The sequence below is a fragment of the Pseudonocardia xinjiangensis genome (assembly GCF_050948425.1).
GTDB classification, from domain to species: domain Bacteria; phylum Actinomycetota; class Actinomycetes; order Mycobacteriales; family Pseudonocardiaceae; genus Pseudonocardia; species Pseudonocardia xinjiangensis.
Map to the genome: position 1 here is coordinate 3,430,892 of NZ_CP192009.1, position 12,882 is coordinate 3,443,773.

At 73.2% G+C, this 12,882-nt stretch carries 11 protein-coding genes; 8 read left to right on the forward strand and 3 right to left on the reverse strand.

Going from position 1 to position 12,882, the window contains the following annotated elements; genetic code table 11:
- The first annotated feature begins 2 nt into the window (after window positions 1-2).
- From ACQPZA_RS16160 to ACQPZA_RS16170, 3 genes are read left to right on the forward strand one after another with little or no spacing between them, the layout of a single operon-like run.
- Window positions 3-1,004, forward strand: coding sequence for a proline racemase family protein (locus tag ACQPZA_RS16160; protein ID WP_433281909.1), 1,002 nt, complete (start codon window positions 3-5; stop codon window positions 1,002-1,004).
- A complete protein-coding gene (locus ACQPZA_RS16165; protein ID WP_433281911.1) occupies window positions 1,001-1,942 on the forward strand; it encodes an ornithine cyclodeaminase family protein in 942 nt (313 codons plus the stop codon). The genes ACQPZA_RS16160 and ACQPZA_RS16165 overlap by 4 nt, the downstream gene beginning before the upstream one ends.
- Window positions 1,939-2,613 carry a GntR family transcriptional regulator gene (locus ACQPZA_RS16170; RefSeq protein WP_433281913.1) on the forward strand — a complete coding sequence of 225 codons (675 nt, stop codon included), beginning with the start codon at window positions 1,939-1,941 and terminating at the stop codon, window positions 2,611-2,613. Before ACQPZA_RS16165 ends, ACQPZA_RS16170 begins: the two co-directional genes overlap by 4 nt.
- 12 nt (window positions 2,614-2,625) lie before the next feature.
- On the opposite strand, the gene ACQPZA_RS16175 is transcribed toward ACQPZA_RS16170, so the two are convergent.
- Window positions 2,626-3,522: a TIGR03619 family F420-dependent LLM class oxidoreductase gene (locus ACQPZA_RS16175; protein WP_169400520.1), complete on the reverse strand. Its 897-nt coding sequence runs from the start codon at window positions 3,520-3,522 to the stop codon at window positions 2,626-2,628.
- 124 nt (window positions 3,523-3,646) lie between these two features.
- On the opposite strand from ACQPZA_RS16175, the gene ACQPZA_RS16180 reads away from it, so the two are divergent.
- On the forward strand, window positions 3,647-4,918 hold the full coding sequence (locus ACQPZA_RS16180) for an amidohydrolase family protein (RefSeq protein ID WP_433281915.1): 1,272 nt from the start codon (window positions 3,647-3,649) through the stop codon (window positions 4,916-4,918).
- Window positions 4,919-4,922: 4 nt separating this feature from the next.
- On the opposite strand, the gene ACQPZA_RS16185 is transcribed toward ACQPZA_RS16180, so the two are convergent.
- Window positions 4,923-5,120, reverse strand: coding sequence for a hypothetical protein (locus ACQPZA_RS16185; RefSeq protein WP_433281917.1), 198 nt, complete (start codon window positions 5,118-5,120; stop codon window positions 4,923-4,925).
- A gap of 76 nt (window positions 5,121-5,196) precedes the next feature.
- On the opposite strand from ACQPZA_RS16185, the gene ACQPZA_RS16190 reads away from it, so the two are divergent.
- The 4 genes from ACQPZA_RS16190 (at window position 5,197) to ACQPZA_RS16205 (ending at window position 10,897) form a co-directional block, all read left to right on the forward strand.
- Complete coding sequence (locus ACQPZA_RS16190; RefSeq protein WP_312859631.1) at window positions 5,197-6,060, forward strand: DUF1996 domain-containing protein; 864 nt, start codon at window positions 5,197-5,199, stop codon at window positions 6,058-6,060.
- A 511-nt stretch (window positions 6,061-6,571) separates the two neighbouring features.
- Complete coding sequence (locus tag ACQPZA_RS16195) at window positions 6,572-7,120, forward strand: sigma-70 family RNA polymerase sigma factor (protein WP_344016652.1); 549 nt, start codon at window positions 6,572-6,574, stop codon at window positions 7,118-7,120.
- A complete protein-coding gene (locus ACQPZA_RS16200; RefSeq protein ID WP_169399085.1) occupies window positions 7,120-7,830 on the forward strand; it encodes an anti-sigma factor in 711 nt (236 codons plus the stop codon). Before ACQPZA_RS16195 ends, ACQPZA_RS16200 begins: the two co-directional genes overlap by 1 nt.
- A 466-nt stretch (window positions 7,831-8,296) precedes the next feature.
- Window positions 8,297-10,897, forward strand: a complete 2,601-nt coding sequence (locus tag ACQPZA_RS16205; protein WP_433281920.1) for a LuxR C-terminal-related transcriptional regulator — start codon at window positions 8,297-8,299, stop codon at window positions 10,895-10,897.
- Window positions 10,898-10,918: 21 nt separating this feature from the next.
- Here ACQPZA_RS16205 and ACQPZA_RS16210 read toward each other — a convergent pair whose 3' ends face one another.
- Window positions 10,919-12,352, reverse strand: coding sequence for a flavin monoamine oxidase family protein (locus tag ACQPZA_RS16210; protein WP_433281922.1), 1,434 nt, complete (start codon window positions 12,350-12,352; stop codon window positions 10,919-10,921).
- Window positions 12,353-12,882 lie beyond the last annotated feature (530 nt).

Consider the following 12,882-nt stretch of genomic DNA (forward strand, 5'->3'; position numbering starts at 1 on the left):
CGATGCGGGCCAACCGGGTGTTCCACGCCGTGGACTCCCACACCGAGGGCATGCCGACGCGGGTGGTCACCGGAGGCATGGGGGTGGTGCCCGGCGCCACGATGTCCGCCCGCCGCCAGTACTTCGTGGAGCACCTCGACCACGTGCGCAGGCTGCTGATGAACGAGCCGCGCGGGCACTCGGCGATGAGCGGGGCGATCCTGCAGCCACCCACCCGTCCCGACGCCGACTGGGGGGTGCTGTTCATCGAGGTGTCGGGCTGCCTGCCGATGTGCGGGCACGGCACCATCGGGGTGGCCACGGTGCTGGTGGAGACGGGCATGGTCGAGGTCAGCGAGCCCCTCACCACGATCCGGCTCGACACCCCCGCCGGGCTCGTCGTCGCCGACGTCGAGGTCCGGGACGGCGTGGCGCGGTCCGTCACGATACGGAACGTTGCGTCCTTCGTGGTCGGACTGGACCGGACCGTCGAGGTGCAGGGGTTCGGCACCGTCGCCTACGACCTGGCCTTCGGCGGCAACTTCTACGCGATCCTGGGCCTCGACCAGCTCGGCATCCCGTTCGATCGCGCGGAGAAGCAGCGGATGCTCGATTTCGGGCTCGCCGTGATGGACGCCGTCAACGCCGGGGACCGCCCGGTCCACCCGGAGAACCCCGAGGTCGCGGGCTGCCACCACGTCTATCTCGCGGCGCCGGGGTCGACCGCGCGGCACTCGCGGCACGCGATGGCCATCCACCCGGGCTGGTTCGACCGCTCGCCGTGCGGCACCGGCACCAGCGCGCGGATGGCGCAGCTGCACGCCCGTGGCGAGCTGCCCCTGCACACCGACTTCCGCAACGAGTCGTTCATCGGCACCGAGTTCGTCGGCCGCCTCGTCGAGGAGACCGCCGTGGGGGCGCTGCCCGCCGTGGTGCCGACGATCACCGGCCGGGCCTGGCTCACCGGCACCGCGCAGTACCTCCTGGACCCCGACGACCCCTTCCCCGAGGGCTTCCAGCTGTGAGTGGGCCCGTCGTGCTCGACGCGGCGGCGGTGCAGCGCGCGCTCCCGATGCCGGCCGCGATCGCGGCGGTGCGGGAGGCGTTGCTCGCCGGGCTCGACCCGGACCACGACCCCCCGCGCGGCGTGGTGCCGGTCGAGCACGGCCAGCTGCTGCTCATGCCCGCCCAGTGGGGCGGGTTCGCCGGCGTCAAGGTCGCCACCGTGGCCCCGGCCAACCCGGCCCGGGGCCTGCGCCGCATCCAGGGCGCCTACCTGCTCCTGGACGCGCAGACGCTCACCCCGCTGGCGTTCCTGGACGGGGCGGCGCTCACCACGATCCGCACCGCGGCGGTGTCGGCGGTGGCCGTCGACCTGCTCGCCGGGACCGGCGCCCGCCGGCTGGTGGTGTTCGGCTCCGGGCCGCAGGCGCGCGGCCACCTCGCGGCGCTGCGGGCGATCCGGCCGGTCCGGGAGGTTGCCGTCGTGGGGCGGCACCGGGGGAGGACGCACGCGTTCGCCGCGGAGGCCGGCGCGGCGGGGCTCGACGCCCGGGTCGGCGACCCCGGGGACGTGGCGGGCGCCGACCTGGTGGTCTGCGCCACCACTGCGCGCAGCCCCCTGTTCGACGGCACCCTGCTCGGGCCGGACACCACCGTGGTGGCGGTGGGGTCGCACGAGCCGGAGGCGGCGGAGGTCGACGCCGCCACCGTCTGCGGCTCGACGGTGGTGGTGGAGGCGAGATCGGCGGCGCTGCGCGAGGCGGGCGACGTGCTGGGCCCGGCACGGGCGGGCCTGCTCGACCCGGACTCGCTGGTGGAACTGGCCGGTCTCGTCCGCGGCGCGCCGGTCCCGCCCGGACGTCCGCGGCTGTTCAAGAGCGTCGGGATGGCGTGGGAGGATCTGGTGCTCGCGGCCGCCACCTACCAGGCCGCCGGCGCCGGCCGAGGGGGGCGATCATGACCGTGGACGACCGGCCGGGTCCTGTCCTGTCCCCGCTGCGGGCGCGCCGCAACCTGCGCGAGGAGATCACCCAGACGCTGCGCGCCGCCGTGATCTCCGGCGAGCTGCGCCCCGGCGTCGTCCACTCCGCACCGCACCTGGCCGCGCAGTTCGGGGTCTCGGCCACCCCGGTGCGCGAGGCGATGCTCGACCTGGCCAAGGAAGGCCTCATCGACGTGGTGCGGAACAAGGGGTTCCGCGTCACCGAGCCGTCGCAGAAGGACCTCGACGACCTCAGCGAGCTCCGGGCGCTCATCGAGGTACCGACGGTGCGCCGGATCGCCGAGGCGGGGGCCGCTCCCGCCGTCCTCGAGGAGCTGCGGCCGCTCGCCGTGGAGATCGAGGACGCCGCCGCGCGCCACGACCTGATCGCCCACGTCGCCGCCGACATGGAGTTCCACCTCCGGCTGCTCGCGCTCGCGGGCAACGCGCACCTGGTCGAGCACGTGCGCTCGCTGCGCGCGCAGTCGCGGATCTACGGGCTGCGCAGCCTGGCCGAGCGGGGCGAGCTGGTGCCGTCCGCACACGAGCACGCCGAGCTGCTCGACCTCGTGCTCGCGGGCGACGCCGAGGGCACCGAGCGCCTCATGCGCCGCCACATCGGGCACGTCCGCGGGATCTGGGCCGAGTAGGCGCGGGGCCGTTCACCGGTCGGGGCGCAGCTCGTGCAGGATCTCCTCGGCGCGCGCGGTGGCGGCGGCGGGGTCGACGTCCGGTGAGCCGACCTGCGGGTCCCAGTTCAGGTCGTAGAACACCTCGGTGACGCCCTGCTCGCCGAGCCAGGCGGTGTCCTCGCGGATCTTGTCGTACGAGCCGGACAGCCGCTGGTCGGGCTCGCCACCGGCGCGGACGACGCCGCGGACCACGATCCGGACCGCGTCCGGGTCCTTGCCGGCCTTCTCGGCCGCCTCGCGGACCGTCGCGATCTGCCCGCTGATCTTCGTCAGGTCGGTGGCGCTGCGGCTCATCCAGCCGTCGGCCAGGCGCCCGGCCCGCCGCAGCGCGGCCTCCGCCGCGCCACCCAGCAGCAGCGCCGGACCGACCGGCTTGGGCGCCATCCGGCTCGGCACCACGGTGTAGAACTCGCCGTCGAACTCGCTGACCTCGTCGCGGAACAGCGTGTGCAGCGCCTGCAGGTACTCCTCGGCACGCGCGCCGCGCCGCTCCAGGGTGACCCCGCTCGCCACGAACTCCTCGCGCTGCCATCCGGTGCCGAGCCCGAGGTCGAGCCGGCCACCGGACAGCAGGTCGAGCGTCGAGGCCTGCTTCGCGAGGTAGGCCGGGCTGACGAACGGCAGGTTCAGCACCGCGACGCCCAGCCGGATCCGTGTCGTCCGCGCGGCCACGTAGGACAGCGCCACCAGCGGGTCGAGCACGCTGCGGTAGACCACGTCGAGGGCCTCCGGGTCGGCGGGGGTGAGCAGCCGCTGGAACGTCCACAGCGAGCCGTAGCCCAGCTCCTCGGCCCGCTCCGCGAAGCGCGCGAGGTTCTCCGGGCCTGCCCAGGCCCCCGACACCGGTGCACCGAAACCGATCCTCATGCGCCCATCGTCGCGGGCGTTGCGGCGGCTGCGCACAGCGGGCGACACACGACACAGTTCGAGCAGGCACCCCCGGGTCCCGCGCCTGTCGATCTCCCGAGCCGCCGCCGTAGCATCCCGTCGCATGCCACAGGACGACGCCGGCCGGCTTCCCGAGCAGCCCGTTCCGGGTCGCACGACCGGGCCGCCCGCGCTCGTCCCGTCGCTCTCGATCGTCAACTGCCAGGTGTTCGACGGGGTGTCCGGCGAGCTCACCGACGGGCCGGTCCACGTGGTCGACGGGCGGATCACCGAGGTCGGGCCGGGCGCGACCGCCTCGGCGGACCTGGTGATCGACGCGCGCGGCGGCACGGTGCTGCCCGGCCTGATCGACGCGCACTTCCACGCCTACGGGATCGGTCTGGACCTGCTCGGCATCGAGTCCCGCTCGCTGAGCTACGTGGCGCTCGCGGGCGCCCGGCGCCTGGCGGGCGCCCTCACCCGCGGCTTCACCACGGTCCGCGACGTGGCGGGCGGCGACCCGGGGCTCGCGGCGGCGATCGAGCAGGGGCTCATCCCGGCACCGCGCTACCTCTACACCGGCCCGGCGCTCAGCCAGACCGGCGGGCACGGCGACCCCCGGGGCGCCGACAGCGACCTGTGCGGCTGCCACACGCACATGAACGAGGTGGTCGACGGCGTCGACGCGCTGCGGCAGGCGGTGCGCGACCGGTTCCGTCGCGGGGCCCACGCGATCAAGATCATGACGTCCGGCGGTGTCGTCTCCCTCACCGATCCGATCCGGATCCCCCAGTACTCGCCCGACGAGGTCAGGGCCGTCACCGAGGAGGCCGCGCGGCGGGGCAGCTACGTCGCGGCGCACGCGTACTCGCCGGAGGCCATCCGGCACGCGGTGGAGAACGGCGTGCGCTCCGTCGAGCACGGCAACCTGCTCGACGCCGCCACCGCGGCCCTGATGGCGGAGCACGGGGCGTTCCTGGTGCCCACGCTCATCACCTACGACGCGATGGAGCGGCGGGGGGCGGAGGTGGGGCTGGCTCCGGTGGGGCAGGCGAAGAACCGGGAGGTCCTCGCCGCAGGCCGGGCCGCCCTCGAGCTGGCCCGTGCCGCGGGCGTGCGCATCGGGTTCGGCACGGACCTGATGGGCGTGCTGGAGGACGAGCAGCTCGGCGGGCTCCGCGTGCAGGTGGAGGTGGAGGGCGTGCTGCGCACGCTGCAGGCCGCGACGTCGGTGAACGCGGAGCTGCTCGGGCGCCCCGACCTCGGGCGCGTCCGGGCCGGAGCCGTCGCCGACCTGCTGGTGGTCGACGGCGACCCGTTCGCCGACCCCGCGTTGCTGTGGGCGGGATCGGAGCGGCGGACCGTGATCCAGGCCGGCGTGCCGGTGGGTCGGTAGCGGCTCAGGGCCGCAGGATCAGCCGGATCAGGTCGTCCTTTTCGACCGGACGCCGCAAATCGGCGTGATCGGCTCGGGGGCGTAATCGGCGCAATTCGGCGACCACCATGAGCGCCGGGCATTCTCCGGGTGACTCTGCGACAATCCGGAGGATGGGAATCGAGGGGCGAACGTCGTTGCCGGGGCTGATCGACCAGATCATGCTGGTGGTTCTGACCCTCGTCGTGGTGGCTGCCTGTAGCGCCCCTGCCTCCGGAACAGGGAATTTCGGGGCTCCGGTGTCGGACTATGTCGACATATCGCAGGTTCCCGTCACACCGCCGCCGGCCCCGGCCCAGCCGGACGCATCGACCGGCACCTGGCGTATCGACTGCGGACGCGACCAGCAGGGCATCCACAACTCGGACAATCTGGTCGGCGATCCCGGTGACCCCGGCGGGGCCCACCATTTCCACGACTACGTGGGCAACGTCTCCGTCAGTGCCCGATCCACGAACCAGAGCCTCGCCGCGGCCGCCACGACCTGCCCCGACGGCGACAGGTCCGCGTACTACTGGCCCGTGCTGCGCGTGCCGGGTCCGGGCGGTCCCCCCGGCCTCGACGACGCCGCCGACCACAACGTGGGGCAGATCCTCGTGCCGAGCTCCGTGCTGCTCGAGTACCGCGGCAGCCCCGTCAGCTCGGTCGTGCCGATGCCCGAGTTCCTGCGCGCCACCACGGGAAACGCGCACGGCTTCACGGCCGGCGGGGTGAACACCGACCACGTGCAGTGGTCCTGCTCGGGGGCCAGGGACCGCGTCGCGCGGCAGTACCCGCGGTGCGGGCCCGGCCAGCAGGTGGTCCGGATCTTCGACATGCCGAGCTGCTGGAACGGCAGGAGCACCGACAGTGCGGACCACCGCATGCATCTGGTGTTCCCGGACTCCACGGGCGCCTGTCCGAACGACACCTTCCCGGTGCCCCAGCTGCACATGGAGATCTCCTACTCGGTCCCGCCGGGCGCGGACTACGCGATCGACAGTTTTCCCGAGGAGCAGCACAGCCCGATCAGCGACCACGGTGACTACATCGAGGTCATGCCGGACTCGCTGATGGCCCAGGTGGTTTCCTGTATCAACTCGGGACGACGCTGCGGGTCATGACGCGGACACGTACCGTATACCGGCCGTTCGGAAACGGCATTTGGTCGGCTTGTCCCGTTCGGCTGGGAATGCACTGATACCGAGTGGGACGTCGCTCTCACCGCTGAGTCGGTTGAACCTTCCCGGGGCCGGAGCCGTTTTCCAGTCGATGCGCTCCCACACCCCCGGCCATGCAGATTCCGTGAAGCGTCATGAAATGATGTCGCCGTCCACAGTGCTGCTGCTGCCTACCGAAGGCAGTGCAGTTCGTGAGCGGTCGCATTTCGGACGCCGGGCTCGGGGGGGTGGCCAGGCAGGGCGGTGTCCGGCGGCAGCCGCGCAGGGGTCGATACGTCGCCCGTGTCATCACCAAGCGGGTCCCCGGCCGGACCGGGGGCCGAGGCGACGACGGGTGGGGGTCCGTCCTCGTCTGCGATGGATGTCCGCGGTGGGGGTGAGCCGGGCTGCCGGCGCCGTGGACCGTTCAGGCACGACTCGAGGGGTCCGTTCTGCGGGGGAAGGTGGTGGGGGGATGGCGGGGCAGAAAGCTCGTGACCGCCGGAACATGGCGGACGAGGCGCTCGTCCGCTCGTTGTTCAACGAGCACGGCAAGGCGATGCTGGGGTACGCCACGAGGTTGACGGGTGATCGTGCCGCGGCCGAGGACGTCGTGCAGGAGGCGATGCTGCGGGCGTGGCGCAGCCCGGACAGCCTGATCAACAGCAGGGGTTCGGTGCGCGGGTGGCTGCTCACCGTGATCCGCAACATCATCATCGACCGGGCTCGGGCCCGGAACGCCCGGCCCACGGAGGTGGCCGAGACGCAGAACACGGTGCCGGTCGAGCGCGACCACGCCGACCGGGTGGTCGACAGCATCGTCGTGCTCGACGCGCTGGAGCACCTCTCGACCGAGCACCGTGATGTGCTCGTGCAGATGTACCTGCACGGACGCACGGTCGGCGAGACCGCCGAGGTGCTCGGTATCCCGAGTGGCACGGTGAAGTCGCGCTCCTACTACGCCCTGCGAGCACTGCGTGACCACTTCCCGAAGCGCCCGGTAGGCGTGGAAGGAGCTGCGTGATGAGGCTGTCGGACGACCATGTCGACATCGACGGCTACATCGTCGGCGGCCTGGATCCCGACACGGCCCGGGCGGTCGAACTCCACCTCGCCGGATGCGCCGACTGCCGGGACGAGGTGCACTCCCTGCGCGAGGTCCAGGAGCTGCTCGCCTCGGTCCCCGTGGAGGCGTTCCTGGAGGGCCCGCCGGACGACGCGGACCTCCTGTTGCAGCGCACCCTGCGCCAGATGCGCACCGACGTGTCGGGCACGACCGGCCGCCGCACGCGCTGGGCGGCCGCGGCAGGGGTGGTCGCGGCGGCCGCCGCGCTCTGCGTCGGCGTGCTCGTCGGCCGGACCATGGCGGACGTTCCGCAGGTGCTCGCGGACGGTCCCACACCGACCTCCGCGTCTCCCCAGGTGCCGGGCACCCGGTTCGCGAGTGCGCAGGACCCCACCACCGGCGCGCGGCTGACCGTGCGCATGGTGCCGGCCGCCGGGTGGGTCCGGGTCAACGCGGCGGTGACGGGGATCCCCGCCGGCCAGGCGTGCCAGCTGATCGTGGTGGGCCGCGACGGTCAGCGTCAGACGGCCGGGAGCTGGCTCGTCTCGTCGTCGACGGCGGCCCAGGGGGTCACCCTCGACGGCACGGTGCTGCTCGACCCCGCTGCGGTCACCCAGGTTCTCGTGCAGAACACCAGTGGGCACCGGTTCGTCACAGCGAACGTCTGACACCGGCCGCGCAGGGCGGGCTCGCCGTCGCGAGCGCACCGCCGACGCCGGTCGTCCGTGACGCGCTTCTCCACCCGCTCAGGCCGCCGGCCGCGGGAACGGCCGAAACCGGCCCGTCACGCAGGCTGTATTCGCCGGCCCGGGTGCCTCTCCGCTCTGTACCCGTGCGCCGAGTACAACGGCAGCTCGGCGCATAGGCGCTCCGATGAGTTTCTCCGAATGGGTAACGCCCGGGATGGGTGCAGCGAAGCGGCTGCGTGTGCGACCGTCGTCGTCTGCACTCGCAGCGCTCGAGTTCCCGAGGAGCCGTATGACCCCGCGCGTGGAACGTCGACGGGACAGGCGCGTCCGACGACCGGTCGGGAGACCCGGCCGGCCATCGATGAAAGAACGTGAAGCCGAGCTCGCGGAAATAACCCGCCGGCTCCGATCCACGATTGACACGGGGTCGGGCTGCGTCATCTCCGTGACGGGTTACCGCGGCGCCGGGAGAACCAGGCTGCTGAATGCGGCGGGCGAAATCGCGCGCGCCGAAGGATTCGAGGTCCTGGACGTCGAGGCGGACGAACTGCTGGACAGCGCGCCACTGGCCGTGGTGTCGGTCCCTCTGCACATCCCGGAGCCGAGGGTCGGAGCCGCGGTATCCGATGCTTCCGAGCTGCCCGACGACATCGGTACGGCGCCGCGGACGGGCCCCGTTCTCGTTGCGCTCGACGATCTGCATCTGGCGCACCAGGACGCGCTCGCGAATTTGCGTGGAGTGGTGCGGCGGCTCGCCGTGCAGCCGGTCGTGTGGCTGCTGTCCTCGCCGACCGGCGACGGGTCGCACCACCTCGAGCAGCTCCTGCGGTCGGTCCGGGGCCGGGTCGCGATCTGTGAGATGCCGCTGCGCCCGCTGTCCGACGGTGCCGTCCGGGAACTCGCCGCCGAGATGCTCGGTGGGGAGCCGAGCGGCGCCGTCGAGGAGCTGATCAGGTCGGCGGACGGCAACCCGAAGTTCGTCGTGTCGATCGTCGAGGGGCTCCTCGACGACGTCCCCGCGCCGGACGCCGCACCGACCGACGTGGTCCCCGCGCATTTCCGCACCCTGGTGACCCGCCGGATCCAGGAGATGTCGCCCGCTGCGCACGGGGTGCTGGAGGTGGCTGCGGTGCTCGGCTCGTCGGTCGTTCCCGACGATCTGGCCCGGATGCTCGGCGTGACCATCGGCTCGCTGACCCCGATCCTCAAGGAGGCGCTGGCCGCGAGGATCCTGGTCGCCGAGTCGGATCAGATGTTCTTCCGCCACCGGGCGATCCGGCAGGCCCTGGTCGACGGGCTGCCGGTGCCCATCCGCGCCGCGGTCCACCGGCAGGCGGCCGAGATGTTCCTGGCCCAGCGGGGCCGGCTCGTGGAGGGGGCACTGCACCTCGTGCGGGGGGCCCGGGACGTCGACGACGTCACGGTGGAGATCCTCCGCCGAGCCACGGAGGCGGCCCGGGACACCCAGCCGGACATGGGCGCCGAGCTGATCCGGCACGGGCTGGAACTGGTCCCGCGCACCCACGACAAGTTCGGTTCGCTGGTCGCGCTCGCGATCGACGTATGGGGCCGGGTGGGCCCACTGTCGCGGGTCGTCGAGCTCGGCGCGGACCCGTCGCTCCGGTCGCTCGGACCGGCGCAGGCCGCCGAGACGCGCAGCCGGCTGGCGATCGCCCACCTGATGCAGGGCGACGCGGCCGCGGCCCTGGCGGCGGCCGAGCAGGTGCTCGCCGACGGGCGGAGCCCCGCCGCGGTGCGCGGCGAGGCGGCGGTCACCCGGCTGTGGGCACTGCTGAGCCAGGACGGCGACCTGGCCCGCGCGTCGGCCGACGAGCTGGACGAGCTGGACGGGCCGGCCGCGACCGACCGTGGACCTCGGCTCGGCGTGCTCGCCGCACTCGCCTGGCGGGCAGGCGACGCGGCGGAGGCGCTGCGGCTGAGCCGGGAGGCGACGCAGCAGGCCGTGGCGAACCCGATGACGGCGCACGGTTGCCACCCCCCGGCGCTGATCCTGACGTCCCTGGGGCGGTTCGACGAGGCGGAGGAGTGGCTCGTCAGGCCGGCGGACGAGCCCGCTGTGCTGGGGGGAAGCGTGCGCCGCGTCGCGCGGGGCCACCTGCTCTTCGCCAGGGGGCGGCTCGGTGCCGCGGAGGCCGAGCTGAGCGCCGCACTCGCCTTCGCCGCGCGTGCCGGGGTCGGCATGGGCACCTCGGTCGCCTGGACGGTGCTGGCGATGGGTGCCGTCATGCGCGGCGACCCCGGGGGAGCGGCCCGGAGCGTCCGGGGCCTGCTGGCCGCACTGCCCGTGGACGGCGGGTACGCCCGCCCGCAGCTCGGGGAGCTGATCCGGGCGCGGGTCGCGGAGGCGGAGGACGACCGGCGCACGGTGATGGAGATGCTCGACCGCATCGCGGCGGGCGCGGACGCCCTGCCCGGCCTGCTGCTCCAGCACCCCTCACACGCGGCGTGGCTGGTGCGTGCTTCGCTCGCCTGCGGTCGCGGGTCGCTCGCCGAGCGGGTCGTCGCCGTCGCCGCCGACCTCGCGGCCCACGCCCCGGACGTCGACACGCTGGCCGGCTCGGCCGCCCACGCCCGAGGACTGCTGCTGCGCAGGCCGGACGCCCTCGGGCTCGCCGTCGAGCGGCACGTCGACCCGTGGTGCCGCGCGTCCGCGGCGGAGGACCTGGCAGGTGCGCTCCCGGCCGGCGACCAGCAGCGTGTCGTGGAGGTGCTCTCCACCGCGCTCGGTCTCTACGGGGACGTCGGTGCCGAACGGGACGCCGCCCGGATCCGGAAGAAGCTGCGCGGGCTGGGCATCCGGCGCCGGCACTGGAAGTACGCCAGCCGGCCGACCAGCGGGTGGGAGAGCCTCACCGACAAGGAGCGCCAGGTGGCCGACCTGGCGCTGCAGGGCCTCACGAACCAGCAGATCGCCGGGCGGTTGTTCCTCTCTCCGCACACGGTGGCGTTCCACCTGCGGCAGGTGTTCCGCAAGCTCGAGGTGCACTCCCGGCTGGAGCTGGTCCACCACGCGGCGGGTCACTGACCGGGCCCCGGCCGCCGGCGGTCAGCCGATGCGCCCGGCGCGGGCAGCGGCGGGCAGGCGGACGTGGCGCACGACCTCGCGTGCCGACTCGACGGCACCCTCGATCCACGCCGGGTACGAGGAGCAGTGCTCGCCTGCGAAGAGGAGCCGCCCCTCCGGCCGGGCGGCCAGCAGACGCTCGTCCTCGCAGGTCCCGGGATCCTTTCCCCAGCGGGCGGCCGCGGCACCGTGACTCCACCGATCCTGGCCCCAGGACCGGGTGACGACCTCGCGCACCATCCCGGGCCGGGACAGCTGCGGGTGGATCGCGCTGAGCTCGTCGAGCACGACGGAGGTGCGCGTCGCGGGATCCATGTCGTCGAGGACCTGCGCGTCGGCGCCGATGCTGTAGCTCGCCAGCAGCGCGGCGCCGTGCACCGGGTCGTGTTCCACCGGCGGGTAGTAGGTCTGGCGCACCACGCCGCCGGTGAACGAGGCGCCGCCCATGATCCCGTCGCGCTGCCAGAAGGGCTCCCGGCACAGCAGCGCGATCTTGGTTCCCGGCCAGTAGGCCATGTCGTGGATCAGCTCGAGCTTGTCCGGGTGCAGACCGCGCAGCGCGATGTGCCGAAGCACGGAGAACGGAACCGTGCAGACGACGGCGTCGCACTCCATGACCGTGACCTCGGCGCCGTTCCGGACGATCAGCCGGACCCCCCGGGCGTGCACGTCGATGCCCACCACCTCGTGCCCGACGAGGATGTCCCCGCGGAGACCGGCCGCGAGCCGGTGGGCGATCTGGTCCATCCCGCCGGTGAGCCGGGACAGGGGCAGGCTCGTCTCGGCGGCCATGTCCGCGAAGAAGGACAGGAGCCGGCCACCGTGCTGCATCGCCGCGCGGGAGTGGTCGGTGAAGAACGTGTTGAGATCGACCCCGCCGCTCCACCGGGTGCCGAGATAGGGGCGGACGTCGATCCCGTCGACGAAGGTGAGCAGCTCCCTGAGCACGTCGTCGGACATCGCATGGGCGAAGTCGGCGGGCGCGGTGGCGGTGGCGCTCGCCGCGAGCCAGGCGGCGAACCGGACGGTGTCCTCCCGGTGGTCCGCCGCCGGCAGGCGGGACCGGAGCTGTTGCACCAGTACGGGCGGCGCGTCCCGCACCTGGACGTGACCGACCTCGGTGTGGACGAAGGTCCGGTCGTCGGAGAACAGCGTCAGGAACGGACGGAGCCGGCTGCCGAGCCCGAGTTCCCGGATGAGCGCCATGGTGCGTTCGTGGGCGCCGGGGATCCGCATGGCGCCCAGCTCCACCAGCGGACCGGGCTGCACACTCCCGAAACGGTGTGTGCGGATACGGCCGCCGACCGCCCGGCGGCTCTCGAGGACCGTGACGTCGTGCCCCCGGCGCTCGAGCTCGCGGGAGGCGACCAGGCCTGCGGCACCGGCGCCGATCACCACGATCCGGGTGGCCTGCACGGGCTCCGCATCGAGCGGAACGGCTACGGGTCGATCCTCGGCGCATGACATTTCCGCGGGCGTACTCATGGGAATTGCGCTCCCTCGTGGCGAGCCCATCGAGCGGGGGTGGGCGCCATTCCTCAGCGTGCTCGTCACGCGGTTCGCCGCACATCCCCGGACGATGGCCGCGGTGGACGGTTCCGAGCCCGATTTCTGCTGGCGGCCCATCGGGGTCGCGGGTCCAACCCACACGACCGGATGGACTCTCCGGGTGAGCGGTGTGGCGTTATCCGGGGGGCAGTCTGTTCATGCGGAGTGCGCTGCGGGTCTCGTACCGGGTGCGCCGTCCTCCATTCGCCGGGCGCGGGCTACGTGGATATACCGGGACGGAAACGATTTCGCCGGTAGGGGTCTGCCTGCCCGTCCGATGCCCTCAGCACCGTCCGGTCGTGCGGGGTGAGCGGCCGATTCCGCGCCCGTGCCGGCGCAGGCCCCGTCAACGGCGGCCCTCGATAGGGGATGTGTCGCCTCATCCGCCTCGTGATAAT

Bases quoted from the DNA above. Each gene is read 5' to 3' on its own strand.
- ACQPZA_RS16170 (WP_433281913.1), top strand. From the start codon at position 1,939: ATGACCGTGGACGACCGGCCGGGTCCTGTCCTGTCCCCGCTGCGGGCG.
- ACQPZA_RS16185 (WP_433281917.1), bottom strand. From the start codon at position 5,120: ATGATCTGGTCGATCAGCCCCGGCAACGACGTTCGCCCCTCGATTCCC.
- ACQPZA_RS16160 (WP_433281909.1), top strand. From the start codon at position 3: ATGCGGGCCAACCGGGTGTTCCACGCCGTGGACTCCCACACCGAGGGC.
- ACQPZA_RS16195 (WP_344016652.1), top strand. From the start codon at position 6,572: ATGGCGGGGCAGAAAGCTCGTGACCGCCGGAACATGGCGGACGAGGCG.
- ACQPZA_RS16180 (WP_433281915.1), top strand. From the start codon at position 3,647: ATGCCACAGGACGACGCCGGCCGGCTTCCCGAGCAGCCCGTTCCGGGT.
- ACQPZA_RS16200 (WP_169399085.1), top strand. From the start codon at position 7,120: ATGAGGCTGTCGGACGACCATGTCGACATCGACGGCTACATCGTCGGC.
- ACQPZA_RS16175 (WP_169400520.1), bottom strand. From the start codon at position 3,522: ATGAGGATCGGTTTCGGTGCACCGGTGTCGGGGGCCTGGGCAGGCCCG.